We start from the raw sequence: 26,848 nt of genomic DNA, 5'->3' as shown, positions 1-26,848 counted from the left end.
GGGGAAACCGGGTAATGCCGGTCGAGGGAAGGGGCCTCAGTTCAAAGCGAACGCAATACGTGGTGAGGGACAGGGGATTGGGAAACCTATCAACTCCGAAAAGCGTCCAGAAACTGCAGATGGCGTTGCACGCGAAAGCGAAGGCGGAAGCTGGCTATCGCTTCTACGCGCTGTACGACAAGATCAGCCGCGACGACGTTCTGGCGCATGCCTACGCCAAGTGCCGCTCTAACAAGGGCGCACCTGGGGTAGACGGTCAGGACTTCGCGGATATCGAGACGTACGGCGTCGAGCGGTGGCTGGCCGAACTGGCGCTTGCGCTCAGAGAGAAGACGTACCGACCGGAGCCGATCAGACGGGTCCATATACCGAAAGCCAACGGCAAACTCAGGCCGCTGGGCATTTCCACCGTGCGGGATCGGGTCTGCATGACAGCAGCGATGCTGGTGCTGGAACCGATCTTCGAAGCCGATCTTCCACCGGAAATCTATGCCTATCGCGCCGGGCGCAATGCCCAGCAGGCCGTGATCGAGGTGGAGGACCAGCTGTATCACGGCCGTCCCGATGTCGTGGACGCCGACCTTGCCGACTACTTTGGCAGTATCCCCCACCTCGAGCTGATGAAGTCCGTGGCGCGCCGGATCGTCGATCCAAGCGTGCTGCACCTGATCAGGATGTCGTTGGACTGCGCTGTCGAGGAAACGGACGAACGAGGGCGGAAGACACGAACCACGGCGGCCCGGGATCAGCGATGCGGCATCCCGCAAGGCTCACCCATCTCACCGCTGCTGGCGAACTTATACATGCGCCGGTTCGTGATGGGGTGGCGGAAGCTCGGCCTTGGGCAACGCCTCGGCGCTCGGCTCGTCACTTATGCCGACGATCTCGTCATCCTGTGTCAGAAGGGCAACGCGGAAGCCGCGCTCGATCAGATGCGCAGGCTGATGGGCAAGCTGAAGCTGACGGTGAACGAGGAAAAGACCCGCATCTGCAAGGTGCCGGGAGAGACGTTCGACTTCCTGGGCTATACCTTCGGGCGGATGTACTCGGCGAAAACGGGGCGAGCCCGCATGGGCTATCGGCCGTCGAAGAAGAGCATCAAGCGAGCGGTGGACACCATCCACGCGCTCACCGAGCGAAGGTCTACATGGCAGGATGCCACGGTGCTGGTGGCCAAGATCAACCGGGCGCTGCGCGGATGGGCCAATTACTTCTCGGTTGGAACCACGAGCCAGGCGTACAGGGCGATCGACAGCTACACAGTGGTGCGGCTGCGTCGGTGGCTTCGGCGCAAGCACGGGAAAGCCGGCAAGAGGGCGGGAGCCTATCTACCCCAGCACCTCTACGAGCAATACGGGCTCGTACGGCTTACCCAGCTTGGTCGGGGCGCGCCGTGGGCGAAGGCGTGATGCTTTGTCCGAGAGCCGGATGCAGGGAGATCCGCATGTCCGGCTCGATGAGCAGGGGGTGGAAACGGATCGTCTGGTAAGCCCCACAGGCGAGCCGCACGATACCGCGCCACCTCCTGACTCTACTCATCGCGATTTAAGGCTGGCCTAACGAAGGGCTGCTTTCTCAGACCCACCCCTGAATCCCGCCAGTCGCCTCGCGGCCCAGCCTCGGTCGTTCCTCGATCAACCTGCCCGAGGTCGCAAACGTCAGGTTTGGCTAAAACCCGATCTTCACGGCCGTGCTCGGGAATGACGGCTTCGTCCGCAAAGCCGGTCGTCCCAGACGTCGATGCTGCGCATGACCTTATGGAAGTTTTCACGGTTCGTCTCGGCGGCCAAGAACGACGAGGAATGGCGCGTAGCTGCCGCTGTTACGTCAACTGGAGCTAACCTGCCTCTCGAGCCCAATCGGAAACTGGCGGCAGCGACAAAGCCGGGCGGAACGACGTCAAGTTTGCATCGATATCGTCGCGCAACGTCACGCAGCGTCGTTCCTCTAAAGCCGGATACGCGCGATTTTACGTGATCGGCGCGCGTGGTGCGGCCGTAGCCGGATTTCGCGTAATGACACCCACTAGACTGCTCGTCGGCCAAATTGTGCTTGTCTTCGCGATCGTGATCGCGGGCGTCTGGGGCGCGACGCAGTGGGCGGCGGCGATGCTGGCGTTTCAGCCCCAACTCGGTCCGGCCTGGATAATTGCCTTCGGACACCGAATCTACCCCCCTTGGGCTCTGTTCGACTGGTGGTATCACTATGAAGCCTACGCGCCGCGCGTCTTCAACAAAGCGGGCATGCTGGCTGGAGCGAGCGGATTTCTCGCATGTGGCGCCGCAATCGCCGGTTCGCTCTGGCGCGCACGCGCGCTTGGAAACGTCACTACCTACGGGTCGGCACGCTGGGCAGCAGTCCATGAAATCGAGAAGGCTGGTCTATTCCGCGACGTCGGCGTCTTACTCGGGATCCTACACGGTCGCTACTTGCGGCATGACGGGCCTGAACACGTCATGGCGTTCGCGCCCACGCGCTCGGGCAAAGGTGTTGGGCTTGTGGTGCCGACATTGTTGTCATGGACTGGCTCGGTGCTGGTTCACGACATCAAGGGCGAAAACTGGCAGCTAACCGCTGGTTGGCGCTCGCTCTTCTCGCACACCCTGCTGTTCAATCCGACCGATCCGATGTCCGCACGCTACAACCCTCTGATCGAGGTACGGCGCGGCGAGAACGAGGTTCGCGACGCCCAGAACATCGCAGACATTTTGGTCGATCCCGAAGGAGCGCTCGAGCGGCGCAGTCACTGGGAAAAGACCAGCCACTCCCTGCTGGTCGGCGCGATCCTGCACGTTCTGTATGCAGAGGAGGAGAAGACGCTCGCGCGGGTCGCGACTTTTCTGGCCGATCCGCAGCGTACGTTTCTCGAAACGCTCAAGCGGATGGTGAACACCAATCATCTCGGCGACGACAAACATCCGCGCGTGCACCCGGTTGTCGCATCAGCCGCACGCGAACTGCTCGACAAGTCGGAGAATGAGCGCTCCGGGGTGCTGTCGACCGCAATGTCGTTCCTCGGCCTGTATCGTGATCCCACCATCGCCGCCGTCACGTCGCGATGTGACTGGCGGATCGCTGACCTGATCGAGGGCAAACGTCCGGTTTCGTTCTATCTCGTCACGCCGCCTTCCGACATTTCGCGAACCAAGCCGCTTGTCCGCCTCATTCTCAACCAGATCGGCCGACGGCTGACCGAGCATCTCGATGGCGAGAGATCCAAGACCGGGCGCCATCAATTGCTGATGATGCTTGACGAGTTCCCGGCACTCGGTCGGCTCGACTTCTTCGAGACCGCACTCGCCTTCATGGCCGGTTACGGCATCCGAGCCTTCCTGATCGCACAGTCGCTCAACCAGATTTCCAAGGCTTATGGCGAGAATAACGCGATCCTCGACAACTGCCATGTGCGCGTCGCGTTCAGCACTAACGACGACCGCACCGCCAAGCGCATCTCCGACGCGCTCGGCACCGCGACCGAGCAGCGCGCGATGCGCAACTATGCCGGGCATCGCCTTGCGCCATGGCTCGCCCACGTCATGGTCAGCCGGCAAGAGACCGCGCGTGCGTTGCTGACGCCCGGCGAGGTCATGCAGCTTCCGCCCACCGATGAACTCGTCCTGATATCCGGCATGGCGCCGATCCGGGCTACCAAATTGCGCTATTTCATGGACCGGAATTTCCGTGGTCGCGTGCTTGCGCCGCCGACTCTGGCTCTCCACGGCTATGCCGATCGTCCGTTACCGCGCACCAATCCATGGGGGACCCTCGCGCGCCGGCCAGATCCACGACTCGAGCGGATTCTCGAGGAAGCCGCGCCGACGATTAGCGATGCATCGAGCGAAGACGGGGGTGTTCAGCAACAACGCCATCCAGGGCTTGCCGAGGAGCCGCAGGCCAAGCCTATCGCACCTGAACAGCAGGTTTTCGCGGGAATGTTCGACGAGGTGGACGATCCGGGAACCGACCTTCGCGCGATCAACCAAACGCGCTCGACGAACGCCCTCACCAAGGCGGTGGCGATCGATGAAGGCGCGGGACGCGACGCCCCGGTGCCAGCATTCGGAAACGGTCGATGAAGCCCCGGCATCACATCTATTTGAGTGAAAGCCGGAGCGCTGAGCTCGCAGCACTCGCCAACGATTCCGGGGCGCCCAAGTCGGCGATCGTGGAGGATGCTTTGCGCGACTTCCTGCGAAAACGTGGAACGCGCGAGCTGGATCAGACCTTCGGTCCAAGGTTCGATCGCCTGCAGCGCGAGCTCGTAACGCTGAGACGCGACTTCGACGTCCTGTTCGAGAGCTTTGCAGCCTTCGTTCGCTACGAGCTCACCATCAACCCGCCAATGCCGGAGAACGACCCTGCCCGAATTGCGCAGGGGCGTGAGCGCTACCGCGAATTCGTGCGGCAGGTCGGACGTCAGGTCGAGGCGCGTCAGCGCAAGATCGCCGGTGGCGAAGCTGAGGTCCTTCCATGAGCCGTGAGGAATCCATCGACCGCCGCAGGGCGATGCTGCGCAGCGCGATGGGGCCTGCGATTGTCGCGGCACTGTCCGACCCGTTCGTGCTCGAGATCATGGTCAATCCCGATGGCTCGCTTCGGCTTGACCGTTTGGGCGAAGGCCGGACCGACACCGGGGTCCAGTTCGACCCTGTTCAGGTCGAGCGTATCATCCGCCTGGTCGCAAGCCATTCGCGCGCCGAGGTACATGGCGCCGCACCGATCGTATCGGCAGAGCTTCCGTCTCATGGTGAAGGGGCAGGCGAGCGGTTCGAGGGACTGTTGCCGCCAGTCTCGATCGCGCCGTGTTTTTCGATCCGCAAGCCGGCGCAGCGCGTCTACACGCTCATCGATTATGTGAACGACGGCATCATGTCCGCGGACACCGCACGGTTGTTGTCGCTGGCGGTGGTCGCACGTCGCAACATCCTTGTCGTCGGCGGAACGAGTTCGGGCAAGACGACGCTCGCCAATGCTCTGCTCGCCGAAATGGCACATCTCGACGAACGCGTGATCCTGATCGAGGACACGCGCGAGCTGCAATGCCCGGCTGCCGACACGGTAGCGCTTCGCACTCGCGCAGGATTTGTCAGCATGGCGGATCTCGTTCGCTCGACGCTGCGGCTTCGCCCTGACCGGATCATCGTCGGCGAGGTTCGCGGCCCCGAGGCGCTCGACATGCTCAAGGCCTGGAACACTGGTCACCCCGGCGGCATCGCGACGGTCCACGCCAACAGCGCGCTGTCGGCGCTCTATCGGATCGAGCAGCTGGTGCAGGAGGCGGTGGTCACCGTTCCGCGGCGGCTGATTGCCGAAGCGATCGACACGATCGTGTTCATCGCCGGCCGCGGCACCGCGCGCCGGGTCGAAACGCTCGCCCGTGTCGTCGGGCTCGATCCGGACGGCGATTACGCCGTGCTCGCGCTTTCCGAGGATTCCACCAGCGCAAACCAAGGAGATTGACCATGCGCACGTCACGCCTGCCTCGTCGTTCCTCGACCCTCATGCTGAGCGCCGCCGCCGCCGCCTTGGCGATGACGGTCACCCACCAGGCGACCGCCGCCGGAACGGGGATGCCGTGGGAGCAGCCGCTCCAGCAAGTGCTCGATTCCGTTCAGGGGCCGGTCGCCAAGATCGTCGCAGTAATGGTGATCATCACCACCGGCCTTACCCTCGCCTTCGGCGAGACCGCCGGCGGCTTCCGCCGGCTCATCCAGATCGTCTTCGGGCTTTCGATCGCCTTTGCCGCGTCGTCCTTCTTCCTGAGCTTCTTCAGCTTCGGCGGCGGGGCGCTGATCGCATGATCGGGTCCGGCCAGCACATCGCCGGCTTCGAGGCGCCGATCCATGGCGCGCTCGGGGTGCCCATCCTGCTCGGCGGCGCACCGCGCGGTATCGCGATCGTCAACGGAACGATCGCCGCCGCCTTCGGCCTCGGGCTCCAGCAATGGCTGGTCGGACTGGTCCTCTGGGCGGGCGGGCACAGCCTCGCGGTGTTCGCCGCCAGGCGCGATCCGGATTTTGCACCCGTCCTGCTCCGCCACCTCCGGCAGAAGGGGTATTTCGCATGCTGAACCTGCGTGAATACCGCCAGCGTGCCGACCGGCTGGCCGATCATCTTCCTTGGGCCGCTCTGGTGGCACCGGGGGTGGTGCTCAACAAGGACGGCAGCTTCCAACGGACGCTCGCGTTTCGTGGCCCCGATCTGGAGAGCGCGACAGAGGCGGAACTGGTCTCGGCCTGTGCGCGTGCCAACAACGTCCTGAAACGCTTCGGCTCGGGCTGGGCGCTGTTCTTCGAGGCCGAGCGGCGCGAAGCTATTGGGTACCCCGACAGCGTGTTTCCGGACGTCGCGTCGCGGCTGATCGACGAGGAGCGCCGCGCGACCTTCCAGGCTGAGGGCGCCCATTTCGAAAGCCGTTTTCACCTCACATTGACGTGGCTTCCGGGCGCTGATGGTGCAGACGCGGCAGGCCGGTCGATGATCGAGCGGCCCGAGGATGCAAAGGGCAGGGACTGGCGGGCAACTCTCGCCGCATTCGTCGCGGAGACGGACCGCATCCTCGATCTGCTCGCCGGCTTCATGCCCGAGATGCGTGGACTTGGGTCCGCCGAAACCCTCACCTACCTTCACAGCACGATCTCGACCCGCCCCCATCACGTCGGCGTGCCCGAGACGCCGATGTATCTCGACGGGGTGCTCGCCGACACGCCGTTGGTCGGTGGTCTTGAGCCACAACTCGGTGACCTGCACCTGCGTACCGTGACCGTGATGGGCTTTCCCAACCTTAGTCGACCCGGAATTCTCGACGCGCTCAACCACCAGGACTTCGGGTATCGCTGGGTTACTCGCTTCATTGCACTCGACAAGACCGAAGCCACCAAGGCGCTGACCAGGATACGGCGGCAGTGGTTCAACAAGCGCAAGTCGATCACCGCGATCCTGCGCGAAGTGATGTACAACCAGCCGACGCAACTTCTCGACAGCGACGCCGACAACAAGGTGATCGACGCCGATCTCGCGCTCCAGGCGCTCGGAAGTGATTATGTCTCGTTCGGGTATCTGACGACGACGATCACCGTTGCCGATGCCGACCGCGCTCGCGCCGACGACAAGGTGCGTAGCGTAGAGCGCATCGTCAATGGGCTCGGGTTCACCTGCTTGCGAGAGGGTATCAACGCCGTCGAGGCGTGGCTTTCTTCGCTGCCGGGACAGGTTTACGCCAATGTTCGCCAGCCGCTCGTCCACACGCTCAACCTCGCGCACCTGATGCCGCTGTCATCGGTGTGGGCGGGCCCCACCGAAAACACGCATCTTGGTGGCGCACCATTGTTGACTGCGCAGACGGCGGGTTCGACCCCGTTCCGGCTGTCCACCCACGTTGGCGATGTCGGCCACATGCTGGTCGTCGGCCCTACCGGCGCGGGAAAGTCCGTGCTGCTCGCCCTCATCGCATTGCAATTCCGCCGCTATCAGGGGCGCAACTCTATATTTTCGACAAGGGCTACTCGGCGCGCGCCGCGGTACTGGCCATGGGAGGCGCGCATCACGCGCTCGGCCTCGGCGCTGAAACGAGAGGGCAGGGCGGTATCGCGTTCCAGCCGCTGCGTGACATCGACGCGCCTGCCGAACGCGCCTGGGCGGCCGAATGGGTCACCGCGCTGCTCGCGCACGAAAAGATCGTCATAACCCCCGAGATCAAGGAGGCAGCCTGGTCGGCACTGGGGAGTCTCGCCTCGGCCCCGGAGGAAGAGCGAACCCTCACCGGCCTATCGCTGCTGCTTCAGTCCAACGCGTTGCGATCCGCGCTCATGCCCTACACGTTGGAGGGGCCATACGGTCGGCTGCTCGACGCCGCCGAAAGCGGGCTCCAGTTCGGGGATATCCAGTGTTTCGAGACTGAAGCGCTGATGGGGCAGGCGGGTGTGGTCGCGCCGGTGCTGACTTATCTGTTCCATCGCCTCGAGGAGCGGTTCGATGGTCGACCCACGCTGCTGATCCTCGACGAGGCCTGGATCTTCCTTGACCATCCATTGTTCGCCGCGCGCATACGCGAGTGGTTGAAAACGCTCCGCAAGAAGAATGTCGCGGTGCTGTTCGCGACGCAGAGTCTCGCCGATATCGGCGACAGCAGCATAGCGCCCGCCATCATCGAAAGCTGCCCGCAGCGTATCCTATTGCCCAACGACCGCGCGATCGAACCTCAATCGCGCTCCGCTTATGAGCGATTCGGACTCAACGACCGCCAGATCGAACTGATCGCCCGCGCAACGCCCAAGCGGCAATATTACCTCCAGTCGACCCGCGGCAATCGGCTCTTCGAACTTGGTCTGGGGCCGGTCGCTCTGGCGCTTTGTGGAGTGTCGGATCCGGAGTCGCAGAAACGCATCGATGCCCTGCTCGCCGAGCACGGTGCCGAGAGCTTCGCCACGCACTGGCTCAGTGAGGTCGGCCTCGACTGGGCAGCGACACTGCTCAGCTTTCTCGCAGATTCCCAACCGCAACCATCAGACTTGGAGATGCCGTCATGATTTCGCTCAGCCCAATTCGCCCGGTCCGCTTGCATACCGTCTCCAAACGGGGTTCCGGCGTGACCCTTGCCATACTTCTGACGCTTGCGAGCGTGCCGGTCCGCGCACAATGGACGGTGTTCGACCCGACCAACTATTCGCAGAACCTGCTCACCGCCGCGCGCTCGCTTCAGCAGATCAACAACCAGATCCAGTCGCTGCAAAATCAGGCGACGATGCTTACCAACATGGCGAAGAACCTCAGCCATATCGATTTTCCCGAGCTCCAAGCGCTGCGTGCGACGCTGCAGCAGATCGACACTCTGATGGGGCGGGCCAAGGCGATCGAATATCAGGTCGGCAATGTCGATGCCCAATTCCGGCAGATGTTTCCGACAGGCTTCAACGCGGCACTGACGTCGAACGGTCATGTCGCCGCTGCTAAGGCCAGGATGGATGCCTCGATGTCGGCCTATCAGGAGACGATGGGCGTGCAGGCGCAGATCGTTGCGAATGTGACCGCCGACGCCGCGACCTTGTCGGCGTTGACCGCCAAGAGCCAGCGTGCGGAAGGCGCGCTGCAGGCAGCGCAAGCGACCAACCAGCTGCTTGCGCTAATCGCCAAGCAACAGATGCAGCTCCAGAACCTGTTGGTATCGCAGGGGCGCGCCTCCGCGCTCGATCAGGCCCGGCACCTTCAGTCGCAGAGCGACAGCAGCGCCGCCACCGCAAAGTTTCTTGGTTCCGGCTCCGCCTACACGCCCAGGTAGGTGGTCGGACAGACGGCCGCGGTCCTCTCGCCGTCGCCGTCGCCGCGGGGCGCGCGGCCCCCACGCGCGCCTCGCGGCATCTTTCACGATGGGGAAGGCACTCCGATGAATGACCTCAACGTCGTCGACCAGTTCATGGCCACCTTCATTCGCTATATCGACAGCGGGTTCGGTCTGCTGGGCGGCGACGTTGCGTTCCTGACGAGTACGTTGATCGCGATCGATGTCACGCTCGCCGGTTTGTGGTGGGCAATGGGCGGCGATCAGGATGTTCTTGGCAAACTGCTAAAGAAGATTTTGTACGTCGGTGCCTTCGCCTTTATCCTCAACCGCTTCTCGACGCTCGCCGACATCATCTTCCGGTCTTTCGCAGCGGCAGGTCTGACCGCGGGCGGGGGTACGATCACCGCGGACGATTTGCTTAAACCGGGCCGCCTTGCCGCGACGGGCTTCACCGCAGCGTGGCCCTTGCTCGATCAGGTGCGGCAGCTGAGCGGCTTCACGACCTTTTTCGACAATTTCCTGACGATTGTCGTGCTGCTGTTTGCCTGGGTGATGGTGATCTGCGCCTTCTTCATCCTCGCGGTGCAGATGTTCGTGACGATCCTCGAGTTTAAACTGACCACGCTTGCGGGCTTTGTGCTGGTGCCGTTCGCGCTGTGGAATCGGACCAGCTTCCTTGCCGAGCGCGTGCTCGGTAATGTCGTCAGCTCCGGCGTAAAAGTCATGGTACTCGCCGTGATTGTGGGAATCGGCTCGGGCTTCTTCACGGATTTCACCACAGCGCTCGCGGGTCACGAGCCGGATATCGGCCAGGCCATGAGCCTGGTGCTGGGATCGCTCAGCCTGTTCGGGCTCGGCATTTTCGGACCGGGCATCGCCTCGGGTTTGGTGGCCGGCGCTCCGCAGCTTGGTGCTGGCGCCGCGATTGGGACCACGATCGGCGCCGCCGGCATAACCGCCCTTGGCGGCGGCGCGGTGGCCGGCGCCGTGAGCGCGGCCGGAGCTGGAGCGCTCGGCGCAGTCCGCGCCGGGACGGCGATGGGATCGGCGACATCCACCGCTTATGGCCTCGGCCAGACTTCCGCGGGATCGAACACCGTCGGTGCTGGCTTGAATGGCCTAGCTCAGGCGGCTGGTGGGGCCTTGCGGCAGAAGGCCAGTGCGACGCTTGGTCTCGCCGAGGCGCGGCAATCAGGTCGCGACGCCGCTTGGTCCGCGCTGAATGGCAGCTCTAGCTCTAGTCCGCGCGGTGGTCGTTCCGATGGTGACCCGTCGGTGCCCGGATGGGCACGCGCCATGCGTCAGGAGCAATCCGCGCGGCATCATCGCCACGCTGCCGTGCAGGCGCTGCGCGAGGGCGACCGCGGCGGCGCATCTGCAACCCCCGATATCAAAGAAAAGGAGGATTGATCCCATGGTCTTCAAGCGAAGCGTCCAACGCTATGGCCGCACTCCCGAACCCGAGACCCCCTATCAGCGTGCCGGCCAAGTGTGGGACAACCGCATCGGTACCGCGCGCGCTCAGGCCAGCAATTGGCGCTTAATGGCGTTTGGTGGCCTTGCCCTCTCGAGCATGATGTCAGCGGCTCTGATCTGGCAGTCGTCACAGAGCCGTGTTACGCCCTATGTCGTCGAGGTCGATCGCCTTGGAGAGGCCCGAGCGGTCACGGCGGCCGAAGCGGGCTACCGCGCAACTGATCCGCAGATCGCGTGGCACTTGGCCAAGTTCATCGAGAACGTCCGTTCGATTTCGCTAGATCCCGTGCTGATGCGGCGAGACTGGCTATCCGCCTACGACTTCGCAACCCCCCGTGGCGCCGTAGCCCTCGGCGATTACGCGCACACCGCCAATCCGTTCGCCGCAATCGGCGATAAGACGGTGTCGGTGCAGGTTGTCAGCGTCGTGCGCGCGTCGGATCGGTCATTTCAGATTAAGTGGATCGAGAATGCATATGACCACGGTGCCTCCGTCGGGGTATCGCACTGGACCGGCATCCTTACGATCGCCAACCGGACACCGTCGAACGCCGAAACGCTGCGCAGGAATCCGCTGGGCATCTATGTCGACGCGATCGACTGGAGCCGCGAGCTTGATCCGTCGGCGCCCGCGCCTGCGCAGCCTGCCCTTCCACCACCGGACCAAGCGCACACCGTTCCGGTCGGTTCGCCGGTTGACCCGACGCTCGCAACCCCATCCAACCAATCTCCAGAGGTTAAGCCATGAACCGCTTTCCTATCCTCGCAGTTCTGTCGACCGTGGCGATGATCGTGCCGCCCGCCAGCGCATTCCCCATCCCAGCAAAGCCAGTCCCGACTAGTGTCAAGCCTGGACCTGTGCCCAGCGCGGTGCCCGCCCGGGAGGGAGCCCGGGTCTCGTTGAGACCCGCGAGGCGCGTCAGCCGCCTACGTCGCCGCGCGTTGCCGTCTGCCTCGGCACATGTCGCAGCGGCCAATCGAGCAGCGACGCTCGAGCCGACGTCGCACGCCTATCTCAACGGAGTGCGGGTCTATCCCTATGCCGAGGGCATGCTCTACCACGTGTATGCAGCGCCCGAGCGGGTGACCGACATCGCGTTGCAGCCCGGCGAGGTGCTCGGCGCGGTCGCAAGCGGTGATACCGTTCGGTGGGTGATCGGCGATACCAGCAGTGGCACCGGCGCCGAAAAGCGGACGCACGTGTTGGTAAAGCCATTCGCGATGGGGCTCACCACGAATCTCGTCATCACCACCGATCGTCGGACGTATCATATAACGCTGGCGAGCACTGCCGCGGCCATGGCGGCGATATCTTGGATCTATCCGCAGGATGCAATGATCGCGCTGAAACACGTCGAGGGACAGGCTCAGACCGCGCTTACGGTGGCGACGGGAGTCGAATTAGAAGAGCTGCACTTCGATTACGCGCTATCTGGTGACCATCCGACCTGGCGACCGTTGCGTGCGTTCGACGATGGGCGGCAAACGTTTATCGAGTTCCCCGCTTCACTGGCTGTTGGTGAGGCGCCGCCGCTGTTCCTCGTTGATGGCCACGGCGTTGCGCAACTCGTGAACTACCGGGTGTTGGGGCGCTTCTACATCGTCGATCGCTTGTTCGATGCCGCAGAACTCAGGCTCGGGACCAAACATCAGGACGTGGTTCGGATCGCGCGCGCTGCCGGGCCTGCAGGTCCGCGAGGGAGGGCGTCGTGACCGAGGTCGCCGAACCCGCCGTCGAAGAACGGTCACACGAGCGAGAAATCGATGACGCCGGCGCCCCACCCAAGCTCGATCCCGAAGCGATGGTGCTAAGGGCAAGGCCCTCCCGTGCGATACGGTTCAAGCGGCAGATTATCATTGGAGGCGCTGCTCTTGCAGGGATCGTCTTCGTGGTGGTCGGTTACATCGCCATGAGGCCGACAGTGGCGCGGATGATTCATCCGGAAGATGAGCGCGCTGTTGTGGGCAAAGGTACGCCGGACGCGTTGAACGCTTTGCCGGCCACCTATGCCACAGCGCCAAAGCTCGGTCCGCCTCTACCGGGCGATCTAGGCCGCGGGATCCTTGAGCGCCAGCGCAGCCTGATGCCACAGGCCGCAATGGGAGAGGCGACCAAGGTCGATCAAGCGGAAGTTGCCGCGCGCGAGCGCCGCGACGCCGAAATTAAAGCAGCGAGAGAGTCGGGCTTGATCGTCCAATCCGCCAGCCGGACGGCAGCAAATGATCCCGTTGCCTCGCCCGACGCCTCTCCGACCGCGACAGAGCCGGTCAGGCTCGCGATGGACCCCGATCACGATCCCAATGCGCAGCAGCGCAAAGCCGATTTCGTGAGTGCCCAGTTCAAAGGGGGCGACGTCAACCCGCACGCCCTTATCGCTGCGCGGTCGCCGTACATGCTATCGGCCGGCAGCGTAATCGCGGCCAGTCTGATAACCGGGCTTCGCTCCGATCTGCCGGGGCTCGTGATCGCGCAGGTTACCGAACGCGTCCATGACAGCGTCACCGGACGAATTCTGCTCATCCCGCAGGGGGCAAGGTTGATCGGATCCTACGATAGCGTGGTGGCTTTCGGACAACGTCGCGCATTGGTTGTGTGGCAACGGATCATCATGCCGGATGGGAGTTCGCTGCAAATCGACAATGTGCCGGCGGCCGATCCATCCGGCTACGCCGGGCTTGCGGATAAAGTAGATTTCCACACCTGGTCGCTACTTAAGGGCGTGGCGCTATCCACGTTGCTGGGGGTCGGCTCAAGTCTGACTTTCACCGGCGAAAGCGATTTGGTCCAGGCGATCCGCGAATCAACACAGCAAAACATCTCGCGCGCCGGGGACCAAATCACCTCTCGAAACCTGCAGATGCAGCCCACGATCACGATCCGGCCGGGTGCGCCGGTTCGCCTCATTGTTCATCGTGATCTGGATTTTACACCGATCGCAAAATAGGAATTTGTCATGCCGGACATCAAACTGGCGCAACTGCCGGACCGAACGCCGATCAAAATCACCATCACGGTGCTGCCCGACCAACACCGGTCTCTTCTGGATTATGCGGCGGTCTATGAAGCGACCTATGGGCGCAAGGAAGAGGTTGCGGACCTCATCCCTGCGATGCTCAAGGCTTTCATCGAAGGCGATCGCGACTTTGCCCGGCGCGGGAAATAGGCGGTGTGACCATGGCGCCAACTCCGATGCCGACGCAGATTTTCGTGACCCCCGACGAGTTCGCTGCCATCGTTCGGCTCTCTCGGCGCCAAGTTGATCGACTTCGACGAAAACGTCCCGACGGCTTTCCCACGGAGTATGATCTGGGCAGTGGCAAGAGCAAGCATGGCCACTGCCCCAGGTTCAAGCTCGACGACGTGATGGCGTGGATGGAGAGCCGCGCTTTATGGTAAGGTGCCGTCTCGACCATGGCGGAAGAACCCCGATATCCGCCACAGCTTTTGGCTCGGGTACGCCGAGCAAATCCGCTACTCCCGCGCTCCTGGCGATATTGACGATTTCCGTCTCCCACCTGAGAAACCATTCGCGCATCTCGTCCTCGAGTTCGTATCCGTCGTAGACGCGCTCCAATCCCTTTTTCGCGTGATTGAGCATTGCTTCCGCGGTTTCGAAGTCGACCTTGAGCCGCTTTGTGTTCGATCGCGAAGTTCGGCGCATATCATGCGGGGTCCATCGCTCGATCGGGCGTCCTGCATATTCAGACATCCTCGCGAGGACACGGTTGCGCGATTTGTACCAGCCGCACGACGTCTGCGGGCCGTCGGTCCGCGCAGAAGGAAAAACCCAGACGCCGCTTGAGCGGAACAGGGAGAGACCCCAAGGCCCGAGTGCTATGCGATGGGCTCGCGAGTTTTTTACCCTGTTTTCAGGGATTGCCCACACATCTCCCTCCAGCTCGCCTGATCTGGCATGAATGACCTCTTTGAGCCGTGCTGCAGACAGCAGCAAAAGTAACAACCCACGCTGATACTTCTTCGGTTCCAGAGCCACGGCGCGCAGAAACCATCCTATTTCCTCCATACTCAGTTTGCGGCTTCGCGGTGCCTCCGCGAACTTGAGGTCCGTTAATCGAGCAGCGGGATTGGACGTTAGTCCGATTTCGGTGCCGCGTAACGAAGAGGCCCATCCGAAAAAGACCTTGAGTTCCGCCGCTAGCCGGTTCGCGCGAACGGGGGAACGTTTGCCCTTCGCCAGAACCAGCTTCGTCAAGTCGGATTCGACGATGTCATAGATAATCTTCTTAGCCAGCTTGGGCGCGATGTCGCACCCATAGATCGCAAGCTTTTCTGTGATTGTGCTGGGTTTGTTAATCCGCTTCGCTCGTGAGGCGCGACCCTCACGAACCGCCGTCATGTACAGCGCATGCGCGAACTCAACGGTCATCTTTGCGCGTTCGTTCGCGGCTGCCTCGAGAGCGCGTGGATCGATCCCGGCTTCAACTTGCCCATTCAGCTCGGTCGCCCATTGCCTGGCGGCAGCGATGCTGAAAGTGGGGAATGGGCCAAGCGTCATTTTCACGATCGCCCCATCGCCGGCGATCCTGCGGCGGAATTGCCACACTTTCTTGCCAGCCGATCGCACCTCGATGGACAGACCCGCGACCGACGGATCGGCGTGTTTGCCGTCCTTCAACGCCTCGATGGCGGCAGGGGTGAATGCTTTCCTTCTTTCCATTTTCCGACTCCAAGTCGGTCCGACGAATCAAAAATCCAGGTCACAAATCGGGACACAAACAGGGCAAAACAGGTCACAAATCGGGACACAAGACCTGTCTAAGTGAGTCTAGCCTGGTCTAAATCAGGCGAACCCAGTGGCCGACTTTAAATTTTCTGGATCAATGAGTTACGGTCCGAATCTCGAGGATTCGAAGTGGTGCCGGCTGCAGGAATCGAACCCGCGACATCCAGTTTACAAAACTGGCGCTCTACCAACTGAGCTAAGCCGGCACGTTGTCGCTCAATGCGTCAGGATATGCCGAAGGTCCAGCCCTCGGTGCGCGCAATTTGGGGGGTCAGCGCGCTCGGGTGCCAAAAATCGGTGCGTGCCGCGCTCTCGCGGAGCCAGGCGGCGGTGAGGATCGCGTCGGTCGCGTGATCGGTATAGCGCGCGAGCGGCGTGTGCGCGCGGCTGCCGAGCGTGGCGAGCGCCGTGTCGAGCGCGGCGGCATCGCGCAGCTTGCTGCGTCCCTTGCGCACCCCGGCGGCGCGCGCGGCGATCGTCGTGTAGATTTCGACGACGCACGCGCCGGTGTGGGGGGCGGGATCGATCGGCCAGACCGGGATGGCGGGCGCGAGATGGTGCAACAGACGCATGCCGGCAAAGCTCGCCTTGGCGACCTGGGCTGCGCCGATCGCATCGTAGACGGTCGAGGGCTTGCCGAACCCGGCGGCATTGTGATGCGCCTCGCAGCGGCGGAAGTGGAGGAAATCGGCCTTCGTTCCGTCGGCGGCGCCAAGATAGAAATGCGTCCCGCGGCGCGATTCGAGGAACGAGGCCGCGCCGAGATCGGCATCGGGGGCGTGCGCATCGACATAGCCCCAGAAGGCGGGCGCGGTCGTGGGCGCAGCCTCGCCGGGCAGATAGGCGCCGCGCTCGACATAGGGTGGCGCAAAGCTGAAGTCGAAGCCGACGAGCAGCGGCGTCTCGGCCTGATCGCGCAGCCAGTGCAGGATGTCGGCGCGCGACCAGACACCGCGCGGCGGCGAGACGAGCGTCGGGGCCGCCGCGCCAGTCTCGCACAGCGCGAGCGCGATGCCGGGGTGGCGCGCGCCCTTCGCTCCGGACCAATCGATCGCGGCAAAGCGAGTGAAGTGCGTCGGGATCACGCCCTTGTTCGCGGTTTGCTGCGTTTGCGCGTAGCCGCCTGGACGCGGTCGGGATCGTCGCTGCCGTGGCGGACGAGCAGGGTGGGCCAGCCGATCGAGACGAAGGTCCGGCCGTCCGATCCGACCTTCACCGCCGCGCCGTCATCAGGCGTCGCGGCGGTCGTGTCGGGCAAGGTCAACGCGGCGGCGGCGCGCGAAGCCCAGTCCTTCATTGCGCGTCTTTCAAGCTCGCCCACCATGCCATGCGGTCTGCGATGCGCTTTTCGACGCCGCGATCGGTCGGGACATAGAAGGTCTGCGGCTCCATCTCCGCAGGCCAATAGTTCGATCCTGAAAAGCCATCGGCCGTATCGTGATCGTACGCATAGCCCTTGCCGTAGCCGATCTCTTTCATCAGCTTGGTCGGCGCATTGAGGATGTTCTCGGGTGGCATCAGCGATCCGGTCTCGCGTGCCGATTTCCAAGCGGCCTTCTGCGCCTTGTAGGCGGCGTTCGATTTGGGTGCGGTGGCGAGATACAGGCATGCCTGCGCGATCGCGAGCTCACCCTCGGGCGATCCCAGGAAATCGTAGGCGTCCTTGGCGGCGAGGCACTGCGTCAGCGCGTTCGGATCGGCAAGGCCGATATCCTCGACCGCCATGCGGACCATCCGGCGCAGCAGATAGAGCGGTTCCTCGCCCGCGGTGAGCATGCGCGCGAGATAGTAGAGCGCGGCCTGCGGGTCCGATCCGCGCACCGCTTTATGGAGCGCGGAAATGAGGTTGTAATGCCCCTCGCGATCCTTGTCGTAGACCGCGACGCGACGCTGCAGGAAGGCGGAAAGGCCGGCGGGGTCGAGCGGCTCGGGCAGGTTGACCGCGAACAGCGTCTCGGCCTGGTTGAGCAGGAAGCGGCCGTCGCCATCGGCGCTGGCGATCATCGCATCGCGCGCGGGCGCGGTGAGCGGGAGCGGCTGGTCCTCGATCTGCTCGGCGCGGTCGAGCAACTTGCCGAGCGCGGCGTGGTCGAGCCGGTGGAGGATCAGCACTTGTGCGCGACTGAGCACGGCGGCGTTGAGCTCGAACGACGGATTCTCGGTCGTTGCGCCGACCAGGGTGACGGTGCCGTCCTCGACATAGGGCAGGAAGCCGTCCTGCTGCGCGCGATTGAAGCGGTGGATCTCGTCGACGAACAACAAGGTTCGCTTGCCCAGCCGGGCATGGTCACGCGCCTCGGCAAAGGCTTTCTTGAGGTCGGCGACACCTGAAAACACCGCCGAGATCGCGACGAAGCGCAGGCCGACGGCATCGGCGAGCAGCCGCGCGATCGTCGTTTTGCCGGTGCCGGGCGGTCCCCACAGGATCATCGACGACAGCCGCCCGGCGGCGACCATCCGCCCGATCGCGCCCTCGGGGCCAGTGATGTGCTCTTGCCCGACGACCTCGGCGAGCGTGGTCGGGCGGAGGCGATCGGCGAGCGGGGCAGTCGCGCTGACAGCCTCGGCGGCGGGCGGATCGAAGGCGGCGAAAAGATCGGGCATCAAAGCAAGATAGGCGTTCCGACGGGCGCTAACCACCCGTGGCGGATGGGGCGAGGGCTGGCTCGGGCGGGCGAGGCGCGAGCAGGGTCTCAAAAAAGTGCGCGGCAGCCCTTGCGAAGAGTGCATTAAGATATATCTTAGTGCCATCGTGTTATACAGAAGGAACGATATGTTTGGATTTTCAGAACGCGGCAGCCACGGCTGCCAACCCGGGCACGGCCGTATGGGCATGCGCGGTGGACCGGGCGGCGGGCGGCACTTCGGTGGCGGGCGCGGCGCCGGGCATGGCAGCGGTCGGGGCGAGGGTGAGGGGCGCGGTGGCCCGCGCGGCCGGCGGATGTTCGACGGCGGCGAGCTGCGGCTCGTCTTGCTCAAGCTGATCGCCGACGAGCCGCGCCACGGCTATGACCTGATCCGCTCGATCGAGGATCTCACCGGTGGCGCCTACGCGCCGAGCCCGGGGGTGGTCTATCCGACGCTGACGCTGCTCGACGAAATGGAGCTGATCGAAGCGCGGCAGGCCGAGGGAGCGAAGAAGCTCTTTGCGATCACCGAGGGCGGGACGGCGCTGCTCGCCGAAAATGGCGAATTGGTCGAGGCGCTGTTCGCGCGGCTCGCCGAGGTCGGTGCCGAGCGGGCGCGGACCGAGAGTTCGGCGGTGCGCCGCGCGATGGGCAATCTGCGCGAGGTGCTGGTGCACAAGCTGCGCCATGAGCAGGTCGAGCAGGAAACGCTCCACCAGATCGTCGCGCTGATCGACGACGCCGCGCAGAAGATCGAGCGGCTGTGATGGCCTATACCGCAACCGCCCGCGTGCCGACCGCCTCGGCGAGCAAATACCTCCAGCAGACGTGCAAGCATTGGGAGCATAATCTGGCGGTGGTCTTCACCCCCGAACACGGGACGATCGTCTTCCCCAAGGATGCGCGTGGCGCCGCGCATCCCGGCGATGCGACGGTGACGTTCGATGCGCATCCCGATGTGCTTGAGGTGCGGATCGACGCGACGTCGGTCGAGCAGCTCGAGGGGCTGAAGGGTGCCGTCGCACGCCATGTCGATCGCTTCGCGTTCCGCGAGGCACCGCTGAGCTATGACTGGCGCTAGGACCTGTCCGCCGTGTGGTTGACCCGCGATCCGCGCTTCCCGCAAGGGAGTGACGGATCGCGGGCAACGACCGTTTTACGCGGCGTGCGCGGCGCCGGTCGGGTGCTCGGAAGCGCGGCGCTCGAGCACTTTGAGATAGGTGTCGAGCACGACCTGGTTGATCCGCTCCCATTGATACGTCGCCGCTTCGGCATGACCTGCCGCGCCGGCGCTGCGGCGGAACGCGTCATCCTCGCAGAAGCGCTGGAGCGCATCGGCATAGCCTTCGATATCGGTCGGCGGGACGATCAGCCCGGTCACGCCATCGGCGATCAGCCCGACCGCCCCCGACGCGCGCGCCGCGACCACGGGCACGCCCGCCGCCATCGCCTCGAGCGTGACGTTGCCGAAGGTTTCGGTGAGGCTCGGGTTGAAGAACACATCCATCGACGCGACCGCACGCCCGAGATCGTCGCCGGTCAGATAGCCCGCGAACACCGCATTGGGCGCTTGCTGCGCGAACCAGTCGCGCGCGGGGCCTTCGCCGACGACGAAGGTGCGATGCTTGACGCCGCGCTGGTCGAGCGCGCGGAGCGCCTGCGCGAACACGTCGAGGCCCTTTTCCTTGACCAGCCGGCCGAGGAACCCGACCGCGATCTCGTCATCGGCGATGCCGAGGCTGCGGCGCCACGCGAGATCGCGCCGCGCGGGATTGAAGCGTTCGTGATTGACGCCGCGCGACCAGCGCGTGACCGGCGTCGGCACGCCCCAGTCGTGCAGGATCTCGCCCATCATCTGGCTCGGCGCGAGCACTTCGTCGACGCGGCTGTAGAAGCGCTGTTGCGCGCGGATCATCATCGGCACGAGGAACCCGAGCCCGTAATAGCTCATATAGGTCTCGAAGCGCGTATGGTACGAAGCGACGCACGCGATGTCGTGCTTCTCGGCATAAGCGAGCGCCTTGTGGCCGAGCCAGTCGGGCGCCGACAGGTGGATCAGGTTCGGCGCGAACGCCGCCAGATCGCGCCGCACGCGATTGCCCATGCCGCGCGTCAGCTTGTATTCGCCGCGCAGCGGGATCTTGATCGAGGGTGCGCTGACCAGGTCGCCGGTCGGCGGAAAAGCCGGCGTGCGGCTGGTGGGGGCATAGACGCGCACCTTGACGCCGCGGCTCAGCAAATGGCCGACGAGCAAATTGAGCGTCTGGTTCGCACCATCGCGGGTATAGTTATAGTTGCCGCTGAAGAGCGCGACACGGAGATCGGAAGCTTGCATCGGATGGCGCCATAGCGAAGCGCGGGGCGCGTGACTATCTCCTGCACGCCATCGTGGCGCGCCAAAGGAGTTCGCAATGCCCGATCTTTCCGCTTTCCCGATCACCAAGCGCTGGCCGGCACAGCATCCCGAGCGGTTGCAGCTCTATTCGTTGCCGACCCCGAATGGCGTCAAGGTCTCGATCATGCTCGAGGAAACCGGGTTGGCGTACGAGCCGCACCTGGTCGATTTCGCCAAGGACGACCAGAAGACCCCCGAATTTGAATCGCTCAACCCCAATGGCAAGATCCCCGCGATCCTCGATCCCGACGGCCCGGGCGGCACGCCGCTGGCCTTGTTCGAATCGGGCGCGATCCTGCTCTACCTTGCCGAGAAGACCGGCCGGTTCCTGCCGAGCGACCCGGTCGCGCGGCTTCAGGCGATCCAATGGGTGATGTTCCAGATGGGCGGCGTCGGCCCGATGTTCGGCCAGATGGGCTTCTTCGTGAAGTTCGCCGGCAAGGACTTCGAGGACAAGCGCCCGCGCGACCGCTATGTGGCAGAAACCAGGCGATTGCTCGGCGTGATGGATGTCGCGCTCGCCGACAAGCGCTGGTTTGTTGGCGCGGACTATACGATCGCCGATATCGCGATGCTGGGTTGGGTGAACGCGGTTGTCGACTTTTACGGTGCGGGCGCGCTTGTCGGGTTCGACGACTTTGCCAACGTCAAGGCGTGGCTCGCGCGTGGCCTCGCGCGGCCGGCGGTGCAGCGTGGGCTCACCATCCCGGCGCGCGGGTAGCGCTCAGGCGGCGGCGTGGACTTGCGCAAAGCCTTCGAAATAGCCGCGCACGGTCGGGTCGGTGATCGGCGCGACCAGCGTGGCGACGGTTTGGGAAAGCGTCATCGCATCGCCGCCGCCCGTGCCGCCGCGGCTGAAGCCCATCGCCCATTGGCCAAAGGTCGGCGTATCGATTGTCGTGCGCGAGAGGATGACGACGGCGTGGTGGCGCGGATCGGCCTTGATCCTGTTGAAGACCGTCTCGACGGCAGCTTCCGGGCCTTCGAGCGCCTGGAGGAAGCGGCGTCCGCCCGCGACGAGCAGGCCGGTCACGCCGACGGCGGCATTGTTACGGCGTGAGGCGATCAGGATAGCATCGAGTTCCGCCGTCGTGAGCGGGGATCTCGTGCTGCTTATATAGATAAGACGCTGCATGCTTACGCTCCAGATCTGGAACCTCCAATTTCTGCGCAAAGCGCGAAAGAACGGTTAAGATCTCGCGCTACGACATTTTGAAAGCGCATAAGGGTACAGCGTCGGAAAATCTGTTCCCCTCTCGTTCTCCGCTCGCTATGCTCGTCCTATGGCCAAACCTCAAAAACGCTATGTCTGCCAGGCCTGTGGATCGGTGTCGCACCGCTGGCAGGGGCAGTGCGCCGATTGCGCCGAGTGGAACACGCTGGTCGAGGAAGCAGGCGGTGGGACGGTGACGCCGTTCCAGGCCAAGCATAACCTCCAGTCGGGTGGGCGTACGATGACGCTGGTCGGGCTCGATGCCGAGATCGCGCTGCCCGAACGGATGACGTCGGGGATTGCCGAGCTCGACCGCGCGCTTGGCGGTGGCTTTGTCGAGGGATCGGCGACGCTGATCGGCGGCGATCCCGGGATCGGCAAGTCGACGCTGCTGCTCCAGGCGGCGGCGAAGATGGCGCTCGCGGGGCTGAGCGTTGCGTACGTCTCGGGCGAGGAGGCGGCCGACCAGGTCCGCCTGCGCGCGCGACGTCTGGGATTGGGGCACGCGCCGGTCCAGCTCGCCGCGGCGAGTTCGACGCGCGATATCCTGACGACGCTGGGGCAGGGGCAGCCACCCGCCTTGCTGGTGATCGATTCGATCCAGACGATGCACAGTGACCTGATCGAGGGCGCGCCGGGCACCGTCAGCCAGGTACGGGCTTCGGCGCAGGAGTTGATCCGCTTCGCCAAGGAACGCGGGACGGCGGTGGTGCTGGTCGGCCATGTCACGAAGGACGGGTCGATCGCGGGGCCACGCGTGCTCGAACATATGGTCGACACCGTGCTGAGCTTCGAGGGCGAGCGCAGCCACCAATATCGCATCCTGCGCGCGATCAAGAACCGCTTCGGCGGGACCGATGAGATCGGCGTGTTCGCGATGGTCTCGGAAGGCTTGTCCGAAGTCGGCAATCCCTCGGCGCTGTTCCTGACGCAGCGCGACGAGGGGATGACGGGGACGACGGTGTTCCCCGCGCTCGAGGGCACGCGGCCGGTGCTGGTCGAGATCCAGGCGCTCGTCGTACGGCTCGCGAGCGGGGCGACGCCGCGGCGCGCGGTGGTCGGCTGGGACAGCGGGCGGCTGGCGATGGTGCTCGCGGTGCTCGAGGCGCGGTGTGGCCTGAGTTTCTCGTCGAGCGAAGTCTATCTCAACATTGCGGGCGGCTACCGCGTGCAGGATCCGGCGGCCGATCTCGCGGTGGCGGCGGCGTTGATCTCGGCGCTGTCTGAGCGGCCGGTGCCCGCCGATGCGGTGGTGTTCGGCGAGCTTGCGCTGTCAGGCGAAGTCCGGCCGGTCGCGCACGGCGCCTTGCGGCTGAAGGAAGCGGGCAAGCTCGGTTTCGAGCGCGCGTTGCTGCCCGCCGCGGTGCAGGACGACAAGAGCGGGTTGAAGCTGACCGGCTTCCGCACGCTCGGGAGTTTCGTCGAGCATATGCTTGGACGATAGCAGCCCCTCGACTTAACCCATCGCTCGGCGATAAGGCGCGGGGATGCATCTTACCGCGCTCGATATCCTTGTCCTGCTCACCGTTGGCGGATCGGCCACGCTCGGGCTCGTGCGCGGGTTCGTCACCGAAGTGCTCTCGCTGTTCGCCTGGGTGGCGATCGTCTTTGCGCTCAAGCTGTTCCATGTGCCGCTGACGCACGCGCTGACCGGCATGGTCGGCACCACCACGGGCGCTGCGGTGCTCGCCTTTGCGATCCTTGGCGGCGTGACCTATTTCGGCGGGCGGATGGTCGCCAATGCGATCGGTGCGCGCACGCGCGATTCGATCCTCGGGCCGGTCGACCGCGCGCTCGGCTTCGGCTTCGGCGCGCTGAAGGGGCTGATCCTGGCGAGCCTCGCCTTCCTGCTCGTCGTGCTGATGACCGATACGATGAGCGGCGGCCCGACGCACCGGCCCGAATGGCTGACCCAGGCCAAGGTCTATCCGTTGCTCAACACGACCAGCGCGAGCATCGCCGACTTCGTCGACCGTCGGCGCCGTGGCGAGCCGGTGTTCGGCCCGGCCCATGTGCGGACGCCGCGCGCCGCCGAGCCCGACAACGCCGCCGACTGACCGCGGCGGGGTGACGCGCGCGGCGAGCCCGCCTACATAGGCGGCATGACCGCGCCGCTCTACACCACCGAGATCCTCCGCCTCTCGACGACGATTCCGCACCACCAACGCTTGCCCGATCCGATGGGCTCATCGGAGAAGCGTTCGCCGGTGTGCGGCAGCCGCGTGACGGTCGACGTCAACATGGATCGCGACGGGCGTGTCGCCGAACTCGGGATGCTGGTGCGTGCCTGTGCGCTGGGCCAGGCATCGGCGTCGCTGATGGGAGCCGAAGTGATCGGCAAGACCCCCGCCGAACTCGTCGCAGCGCGCGATGCGCTGGCCGCCTGGCTGGCGAGCGAGGGGCCGCCGCCGCGCTGGGCGGGGCTCGAGCTGTTCGCGCCCGCGCTGCCGCACAGCGCGCGCCATGCCTCGATCCGGCTCGCCTTCGAGGCGGCGGCGGAGGCGGCGCAAGCCGCTGCCGCCAAGGCACCGGCATGAGCGAATCGCTGCTGCTCGATGGCGTCATCCTCGGCGGCTTCGCGCTCGTCTTCGTCCTGATCTTCCGTCGCTTCGGGCTCGGTGCGACGCTCGGCTATCTGGTCGCGGGCGCGGTGGTCGGGCCGCAAGTGCTGCATCTGGTCGGCAATGCCGAATCGAAGATGGGCATCGCCGAGCTCGGCATCACCTTGCTGCTGTTCATCGTCGGGCTCGAGCTCAACCCGACGCGGCTGTGGGCGCTCAAGAAGGAAATCTTCGGGCTTGGCCTGATGCAGGTCGTGCTGTGCGGGCTCGCGGTGACGGGCGTGGTCTGGCTCTCGACGCGGCTCGGCGGATCGCCGCAGCATTTCTCTTGGGCCGCCGCTCTCGTGCTCGGCCTACCGCTCGCGCTGTCGTCGACCGCTCAGGTATTGCCGATGCTGCAATCGGCGGGGCGGCTGCGCACGCCGTTCGGGGAGCGCGCCTTCTCGATCCTGCTGTTCCAGGATCTGTCGATCGTTCCTTTGATCACGCTCGTCACGGTGCTGTCGCGCAATCCCGCCGATGCCGGTGGGCCGCCGGGATGGCTGCTGTTCCTCTACACCGTCGGTGCGGTGGCGGGGCTGGTCGCCGCCGGACGCTTCCTGCTGCGGCCGCTGTTCCGCATCATCGGCAATATGGGCGAGCGCGAGATGTTCGTGTTTGCCGCTTTGTTCACCGTGATCGGCGCGGCGGCGATCATGGAATCGCTTGGCCTGTCGACCGCGCTCGGTGCGTTCGTCGCGGGCGTGATGCTCGCCGACAGCCCGTATCGGCATGAACTGGAAGCAGACGTCGAGCCGTTCCGCTCGATCCTGCTCGGGCTGTTCTTCCTCGCGGTCGGGATGATGCTCGACCTTCATGCGATCGCCGAGCGGCCGTTCTTCGTCATCGGCATGGCGCTCGCGCTGATCGCGACCAAGGCGCTGATCATTTTCGGCATCGGCATGCTGTTCAAGATGAAGTGGCGTGCCGCGCTCGCGCTCGGGCTGTTGCTGAGCCAGGGTGGCGAGTTTGGCTTCGTGCTGTTCGCGCAGGCGCAGCACGCCTTCCTGATCGCGCCCGAGGCGGCGAGCCTGTTCGGCGCGATCGTCACGCTGTCGATGGCGACGACGCCGTTCCTGATGATGATCACGCAGCGCATCCGCGAAGAGCCGATCATCGCCGGCGAGCGCGACGGGCCGACCGCGGACGGCGCCAATGCGCTGATCGTCGGCTATGGGCGCTTTGGCCAGACGGTCGCGCAGATGCTGATCGCGCAAGGGGTGCCCGTCACGCTGATCGACACCGATATCGAGATGATCGACATCGCCAGCGAATTCGGCGCCAAGGTCTATTACGGCGACGGGACGCGGCTCGACATGTTGCGTCAGGCAGGGGCGGGCGAGGCCGAGCTGATCATGTTCTGCATGGATGGCGACCAGATTTCTGCCGATCTCGTCAAGGGCGTGAAGGAGGCGTTTCCGCACGCCTCGATCTACGTCCGCGCCTATGATCGCCGCGCGGTGATCAAGCTCAAGGGCGCGCCGCTCGACGGGGTGGTGCGCGAAGTGCTCGAATCGGCGGTCAAGATGGGGCGGATGGCGCTCAAGAGCATCGGCGTCGACCAGGCCGAGATCGACCGCACCGAGGATACCTATCGCCGCAAGGACAAGGAGCGGCTGCGCGCGCAAGTCGCCGCGGGCGACATCCGCGCCGCGCGCGAGAAGATCATCACGCAGGACGAACGCGAATCGGCGCTTCCCGAAGACGAAGCGTCGGTGGAGGAACCACGATGAACTGGATCGCCATTCTCGCTGCACTGTCGGGCGCGATCGCCGTCGGGGCAGGGGCGTTCGGTGCGCACGGCGTGAGCGGGCAGCCGGCCGAATGGCTCAAGACCGGCGCTCATTATCAGCTGATCCATGCGGTCGCGGCGCTCGTCGCGCTGAAGCTGGAAGCGCGCGGGCCGGCGTGGCTGTTCCTCGCCGGTGGCGCGATCTTTGCGGGCTCGCTCTACCTGATGGCGCTCGGCGCGCCGCGCTGGTTCGGCGCGATCACGCCGATCGGCGGCGCAGCGCTCATCGCCGGCTGGCTGTGGCTGGCCTGGATCGCCCGGGGGTAAGCGCCGCGCGGATCGGTTGACTCGATGGCCCCCTAGACGCGTGATTGACCGGGGCGATCGTTTCCGTTTTTGTACCGATGTCGGATCCCGAATGGTGTGCGCCCAATCGTGACGACGAGCCGGGATGGTGCTGGATCATCTTCACGCTCGAGGTGGGGTTTGTGGTGCTGTCGCTGGCGGTCTTTGCGAGCCTGATAGCGTAACGAGCCCGGGTGGCGATGTCGGTGGGATTGCCACCAGTTATCGCCGCCAAACCCTCCCGCGCGCCGTCACCCGCTCTTTGCGGCGCGGCGACAGCGTTCCGAGCAATAGACGACGTTGTCCCAGTCGCGCGCCCATTTCTTGCGCCAGGCGAAGGGGCGCTGGCAGACCGGGCAGGTCTTTTCGGGCAGGTTCGCCTTGGCGATGCCTTGGGGCATGAAGGGGGCCTTCCTGGTGCTGCGCGTGGACCGA

28 protein-coding genes, 1 tRNA gene and 1 pseudogene are annotated in these 26,848 nt (G+C 64.7%); 22 read left to right on the top strand and 8 right to left on the bottom strand.

The genetic code is table 11. From position 1 onward, the window contains the following. Positions 1 to 119 precede the first annotated feature (119 nt). The 13 genes and pseudogenes from ltrA (at position 120) to E2E30_RS09215 (ending at position 13,920) form a co-directional block, all read left to right on the top strand. Positions 120 to 1,409 carry a group II intron reverse transcriptase/maturase gene (gene ltrA, locus E2E30_RS09275; protein ID WP_206365544.1) on the top strand — a complete coding sequence of 430 codons (1,290 nt, stop codon included), beginning with the start codon at positions 120 to 122 and terminating at the stop codon, positions 1,407 to 1,409. 606 nt (positions 1,410 to 2,015) lie between these two features. Then, complete coding sequence (locus tag E2E30_RS09270; RefSeq protein ID WP_133192015.1) at positions 2,016 to 4,076, top strand: conjugal transfer protein TraG; 2,061 nt, start codon at positions 2,016 to 2,018, stop codon at positions 4,074 to 4,076. Then, complete coding sequence (locus E2E30_RS09265) at positions 4,073 to 4,474, top strand: CopG family transcriptional regulator (protein WP_133189172.1); 402 nt, start codon at positions 4,073 to 4,075, stop codon at positions 4,472 to 4,474. Before E2E30_RS09270 ends, E2E30_RS09265 begins: the two co-directional genes overlap by 4 nt. Continuing rightward, on the top strand, positions 4,471 to 5,460 hold the full coding sequence (gene trbB / locus E2E30_RS09260; protein WP_133189171.1) for a P-type conjugative transfer ATPase TrbB: 990 nt from the start codon (positions 4,471 to 4,473) through the stop codon (positions 5,458 to 5,460). The genes E2E30_RS09265 and trbB overlap by 4 nt, the downstream gene beginning before the upstream one ends. A 41-nt stretch (positions 5,461 to 5,501) precedes the next feature. After that, positions 5,502 to 5,801 carry a TrbC/VirB2 family protein gene (locus E2E30_RS09255; protein ID WP_240699104.1) on the top strand — a complete coding sequence of 100 codons (300 nt, stop codon included), beginning with the start codon at positions 5,502 to 5,504 and terminating at the stop codon, positions 5,799 to 5,801. After that, a complete protein-coding gene (locus tag E2E30_RS09250; RefSeq protein WP_133189169.1) occupies positions 5,798 to 6,070 on the top strand; it encodes a VirB3 family type IV secretion system protein in 273 nt (90 codons plus the stop codon). The genes E2E30_RS09255 and E2E30_RS09250 overlap by 4 nt, the downstream gene beginning before the upstream one ends. Next, a pseudogene (gene trbE / locus E2E30_RS09245) lies at positions 6,064 to 8,528 on the top strand (conjugal transfer protein TrbE). The gene E2E30_RS09250 and the pseudogene trbE overlap by 7 nt, the downstream one beginning before the upstream one ends. A gap of 59 nt (positions 8,529 to 8,587) precedes the next feature. Continuing rightward, positions 8,588 to 9,277: a P-type conjugative transfer protein TrbJ gene (gene trbJ / locus E2E30_RS09240; protein WP_240698893.1), complete on the top strand. Its 690-nt coding sequence runs from the start codon at positions 8,588 to 8,590 to the stop codon at positions 9,275 to 9,277. Between the two features lie 105 nt (positions 9,278 to 9,382). Further along, entirely contained in the window at positions 9,383 to 10,690 is a 1,308-nt protein-coding gene (gene trbL, locus E2E30_RS09235) for a P-type conjugative transfer protein TrbL (RefSeq protein WP_133189167.1), read from the top strand. Between the two features lie 4 nt (positions 10,691 to 10,694). After that, complete coding sequence (trbF, locus tag E2E30_RS09230; protein WP_133189166.1) at positions 10,695 to 11,504, top strand: conjugal transfer protein TrbF; 810 nt, start codon at positions 10,695 to 10,697, stop codon at positions 11,502 to 11,504. A gap of 194 nt (positions 11,505 to 11,698) precedes the next feature. Continuing rightward, on the top strand, positions 11,699 to 12,469 hold the full coding sequence (gene trbG / locus E2E30_RS09225; protein WP_443018316.1) for a P-type conjugative transfer protein TrbG: 771 nt from the start codon (positions 11,699 to 11,701) through the stop codon (positions 12,467 to 12,469). Further along, the gene (locus E2E30_RS09220) at positions 12,466 to 13,701 is read left to right on the top strand and encodes a TrbI/VirB10 family protein (protein WP_240698892.1); all 1,236 of its coding nucleotides are present in this window, start codon (positions 12,466 to 12,468) and stop codon (positions 13,699 to 13,701) included. Before trbG ends, E2E30_RS09220 begins: the two co-directional genes overlap by 4 nt. Positions 13,702 to 13,710: 9 nt before the next feature. Then, positions 13,711 to 13,920, top strand: coding sequence for a DUF2274 domain-containing protein (locus E2E30_RS09215; RefSeq protein WP_133189165.1), 210 nt, complete (start codon positions 13,711 to 13,713; stop codon positions 13,918 to 13,920). Positions 13,921 to 14,103: 183 nt separating this feature from the next. On the opposite strand, the gene E2E30_RS09210 is transcribed toward E2E30_RS09215, so the two are convergent. From E2E30_RS09210 to E2E30_RS09190, 5 genes are all read right to left on the bottom strand, one after another. Beyond that, positions 14,104 to 15,435: a tyrosine-type recombinase/integrase gene (locus tag E2E30_RS09210; RefSeq protein WP_133189164.1), complete on the bottom strand. Its 1,332-nt coding sequence runs from the start codon at positions 15,433 to 15,435 to the stop codon at positions 14,104 to 14,106. 196 nt (positions 15,436 to 15,631) lie between these two features. Continuing rightward, a tRNA-Thr gene (locus E2E30_RS09205) sits at positions 15,632 to 15,707 on the bottom strand. 18 nt (positions 15,708 to 15,725) lie between these two features. Then, complete coding sequence (locus E2E30_RS09200) at positions 15,726 to 16,586, bottom strand: hypothetical protein (RefSeq protein ID WP_133189163.1); 861 nt, start codon at positions 16,584 to 16,586, stop codon at positions 15,726 to 15,728. Continuing rightward, positions 16,583 to 16,798: a hypothetical protein gene (locus E2E30_RS09195; protein WP_133189162.1), complete on the bottom strand. Its 216-nt coding sequence runs from the start codon at positions 16,796 to 16,798 to the stop codon at positions 16,583 to 16,585. Before E2E30_RS09195 ends, E2E30_RS09200 begins: the two co-directional genes overlap by 4 nt. After that, positions 16,795 to 18,105 carry a replication-associated recombination protein A gene (locus E2E30_RS09190; RefSeq protein ID WP_133189161.1) on the bottom strand — a complete coding sequence of 437 codons (1,311 nt, stop codon included), beginning with the start codon at positions 18,103 to 18,105 and terminating at the stop codon, positions 16,795 to 16,797. The genes E2E30_RS09195 and E2E30_RS09190 overlap by 4 nt, the downstream gene beginning before the upstream one ends. Before the next feature lie 169 nt (positions 18,106 to 18,274). Between E2E30_RS09190 and E2E30_RS09185 the strand changes: the two genes are divergently transcribed. Both E2E30_RS09185 and E2E30_RS09180 read left to right on the top strand, forming a co-directional pair. Continuing rightward, the gene (locus E2E30_RS09185) at positions 18,275 to 18,895 is read left to right on the top strand and encodes a PadR family transcriptional regulator (RefSeq protein ID WP_438810913.1); all 621 of its coding nucleotides are present in this window, start codon (positions 18,275 to 18,277) and stop codon (positions 18,893 to 18,895) included. Then, complete coding sequence (locus E2E30_RS09180) at positions 18,895 to 19,209, top strand: DUF2218 domain-containing protein (protein ID WP_133189160.1); 315 nt, start codon at positions 18,895 to 18,897, stop codon at positions 19,207 to 19,209. Before E2E30_RS09185 ends, E2E30_RS09180 begins: the two co-directional genes overlap by 1 nt. Before the next feature lie 75 nt (positions 19,210 to 19,284). On the opposite strand, the gene E2E30_RS09175 is transcribed toward E2E30_RS09180, so the two are convergent. Then, positions 19,285 to 20,463, bottom strand: coding sequence for a glycosyltransferase family 4 protein (locus tag E2E30_RS09175; protein WP_133189159.1), 1,179 nt, complete (start codon positions 20,461 to 20,463; stop codon positions 19,285 to 19,287). A gap of 76 nt (positions 20,464 to 20,539) precedes the next feature. On the opposite strand from E2E30_RS09175, the gene E2E30_RS09170 reads away from it, so the two are divergent. Next, the gene (locus E2E30_RS09170; protein WP_133189158.1) at positions 20,540 to 21,244 is read left to right on the top strand and encodes a glutathione binding-like protein; all 705 of its coding nucleotides are present in this window, start codon (positions 20,540 to 20,542) and stop codon (positions 21,242 to 21,244) included. Between the two features lie 3 nt (positions 21,245 to 21,247). Here the strand turns inward: E2E30_RS09170 and E2E30_RS09165 are convergent, their stop codons facing one another. Continuing rightward, entirely contained in the window at positions 21,248 to 21,658 is a 411-nt protein-coding gene (locus E2E30_RS09165; RefSeq protein ID WP_133189157.1) for a BLUF domain-containing protein, read from the bottom strand. Positions 21,659 to 21,806: 148 nt separating this feature from the next. Here E2E30_RS09165 and radA point away from each other — a divergent pair, with 148 nt between their 5' ends. Genes radA through E2E30_RS20745 form a run of 6 tightly spaced genes read left to right on the top strand, consistent with a single transcriptional unit; the run spans position 21,807 to position 26,598 of the window. Next, positions 21,807 to 23,180 (top strand): DNA repair protein RadA, encoded by a 1,374-nt coding sequence (radA, locus tag E2E30_RS09160; RefSeq protein ID WP_133189156.1) that lies wholly within the window; start codon positions 21,807 to 21,809, stop codon positions 23,178 to 23,180. A gap of 43 nt (positions 23,181 to 23,223) precedes the next feature. Continuing rightward, on the top strand, positions 23,224 to 23,793 hold the full coding sequence (locus E2E30_RS09155; protein WP_133189155.1) for a CvpA family protein: 570 nt from the start codon (positions 23,224 to 23,226) through the stop codon (positions 23,791 to 23,793). 45 nt (positions 23,794 to 23,838) lie between these two features. Next, positions 23,839 to 24,273: an iron-sulfur cluster assembly scaffold protein gene (locus tag E2E30_RS09150; protein ID WP_133189154.1), complete on the top strand. Its 435-nt coding sequence runs from the start codon at positions 23,839 to 23,841 to the stop codon at positions 24,271 to 24,273. After that, complete coding sequence (locus E2E30_RS09145) at positions 24,270 to 26,069, top strand: cation:proton antiporter domain-containing protein (RefSeq protein ID WP_133189153.1); 1,800 nt, start codon at positions 24,270 to 24,272, stop codon at positions 26,067 to 26,069. The genes E2E30_RS09150 and E2E30_RS09145 overlap by 4 nt, the downstream gene beginning before the upstream one ends. Next, complete coding sequence (locus E2E30_RS09140) at positions 26,066 to 26,395, top strand: DUF423 domain-containing protein (protein ID WP_133189152.1); 330 nt, start codon at positions 26,066 to 26,068, stop codon at positions 26,393 to 26,395. The genes E2E30_RS09145 and E2E30_RS09140 overlap by 4 nt, the downstream gene beginning before the upstream one ends. A gap of 44 nt (positions 26,396 to 26,439) precedes the next feature. Continuing rightward, positions 26,440 to 26,598 (top strand): hypothetical protein, encoded by a 159-nt coding sequence (locus E2E30_RS20745; protein WP_165954492.1) that lies wholly within the window; start codon positions 26,440 to 26,442, stop codon positions 26,596 to 26,598. Positions 26,599 to 26,664: 66 nt separating this feature from the next. Here the strand turns inward: E2E30_RS20745 and E2E30_RS09135 are convergent, their stop codons facing one another. Further along, the gene (locus tag E2E30_RS09135) at positions 26,665 to 26,814 is read right to left on the bottom strand and encodes a DUF2256 domain-containing protein (RefSeq protein WP_133189151.1); all 150 of its coding nucleotides are present in this window, start codon (positions 26,812 to 26,814) and stop codon (positions 26,665 to 26,667) included. Positions 26,815 to 26,848: the final 34 nt, after the last annotated feature.

The sequence above is a fragment of the Sphingomonas sp. AAP5 genome (assembly GCF_004354345.1).
GTDB classification, from domain to species: Bacteria; Pseudomonadota; Alphaproteobacteria; order Sphingomonadales; family Sphingomonadaceae; genus Sphingomonas; species Sphingomonas glacialis.
The sequence above is the reverse complement of the archived record's forward strand: the minus strand, read 5'-3'. Positions and strand labels throughout refer to the sequence as shown.

Coding starts and splice junctions, on each gene's coding strand:
- ltrA (WP_206365544.1), top strand. CDS start 120: ATGGCGTTGCACGCGAAAGCGAAGGCGGAAGCTGGCTATCGCTTCTAC.
- E2E30_RS09270 (WP_133192015.1), top strand. CDS start 2,016: ATGACACCCACTAGACTGCTCGTCGGCCAAATTGTGCTTGTCTTCGCG.
- E2E30_RS09265 (WP_133189172.1), top strand. CDS start 4,073: ATGAAGCCCCGGCATCACATCTATTTGAGTGAAAGCCGGAGCGCTGAG.
- trbB (WP_133189171.1), top strand. CDS start 4,471: ATGAGCCGTGAGGAATCCATCGACCGCCGCAGGGCGATGCTGCGCAGC.
- E2E30_RS09255 (WP_240699104.1), top strand. CDS start 5,502: ATGCTGAGCGCCGCCGCCGCCGCCTTGGCGATGACGGTCACCCACCAG.
- E2E30_RS09250 (WP_133189169.1), top strand. CDS start 5,798: ATGATCGGGTCCGGCCAGCACATCGCCGGCTTCGAGGCGCCGATCCAT.
- trbL (WP_133189167.1), top strand. CDS start 9,383: ATGAATGACCTCAACGTCGTCGACCAGTTCATGGCCACCTTCATTCGC.
- trbF (WP_133189166.1), top strand. CDS start 10,695: ATGGTCTTCAAGCGAAGCGTCCAACGCTATGGCCGCACTCCCGAACCC.
- E2E30_RS09215 (WP_133189165.1), top strand. CDS start 13,711: ATGCCGGACATCAAACTGGCGCAACTGCCGGACCGAACGCCGATCAAA.
- E2E30_RS09210 (WP_133189164.1), bottom strand. CDS start 15,435: ATGGAAAGAAGGAAAGCATTCACCCCTGCCGCCATCGAGGCGTTGAAG.
- E2E30_RS09195 (WP_133189162.1), bottom strand. CDS start 16,798: ATGAAGGACTGGGCTTCGCGCGCCGCCGCCGCGTTGACCTTGCCCGAC.
- E2E30_RS09190 (WP_133189161.1), bottom strand. CDS start 18,105: ATGCCCGATCTTTTCGCCGCCTTCGATCCGCCCGCCGCCGAGGCTGTC.
- E2E30_RS09185 (WP_438810913.1), top strand. CDS start 18,275: ATGTTTGGATTTTCAGAACGCGGCAGCCACGGCTGCCAACCCGGGCAC.
- E2E30_RS09180 (WP_133189160.1), top strand. CDS start 18,895: ATGGCCTATACCGCAACCGCCCGCGTGCCGACCGCCTCGGCGAGCAAA.
- E2E30_RS09175 (WP_133189159.1), bottom strand. CDS start 20,463: ATGCAAGCTTCCGATCTCCGTGTCGCGCTCTTCAGCGGCAACTATAAC.
- E2E30_RS09170 (WP_133189158.1), top strand. CDS start 20,540: ATGCCCGATCTTTCCGCTTTCCCGATCACCAAGCGCTGGCCGGCACAG.
- E2E30_RS09165 (WP_133189157.1), bottom strand. CDS start 21,658: ATGCAGCGTCTTATCTATATAAGCAGCACGAGATCCCCGCTCACGACG.
- radA (WP_133189156.1), top strand. CDS start 21,807: ATGGCCAAACCTCAAAAACGCTATGTCTGCCAGGCCTGTGGATCGGTG.
- E2E30_RS09155 (WP_133189155.1), top strand. CDS start 23,224: ATGCATCTTACCGCGCTCGATATCCTTGTCCTGCTCACCGTTGGCGGA.
- E2E30_RS09150 (WP_133189154.1), top strand. CDS start 23,839: ATGACCGCGCCGCTCTACACCACCGAGATCCTCCGCCTCTCGACGACG.
- E2E30_RS09145 (WP_133189153.1), top strand. CDS start 24,270: ATGAGCGAATCGCTGCTGCTCGATGGCGTCATCCTCGGCGGCTTCGCG.
- E2E30_RS09140 (WP_133189152.1), top strand. CDS start 26,066: ATGAACTGGATCGCCATTCTCGCTGCACTGTCGGGCGCGATCGCCGTC.
- E2E30_RS09135 (WP_133189151.1), bottom strand. CDS start 26,814: ATGCCCCAAGGCATCGCCAAGGCGAACCTGCCCGAAAAGACCTGCCCG.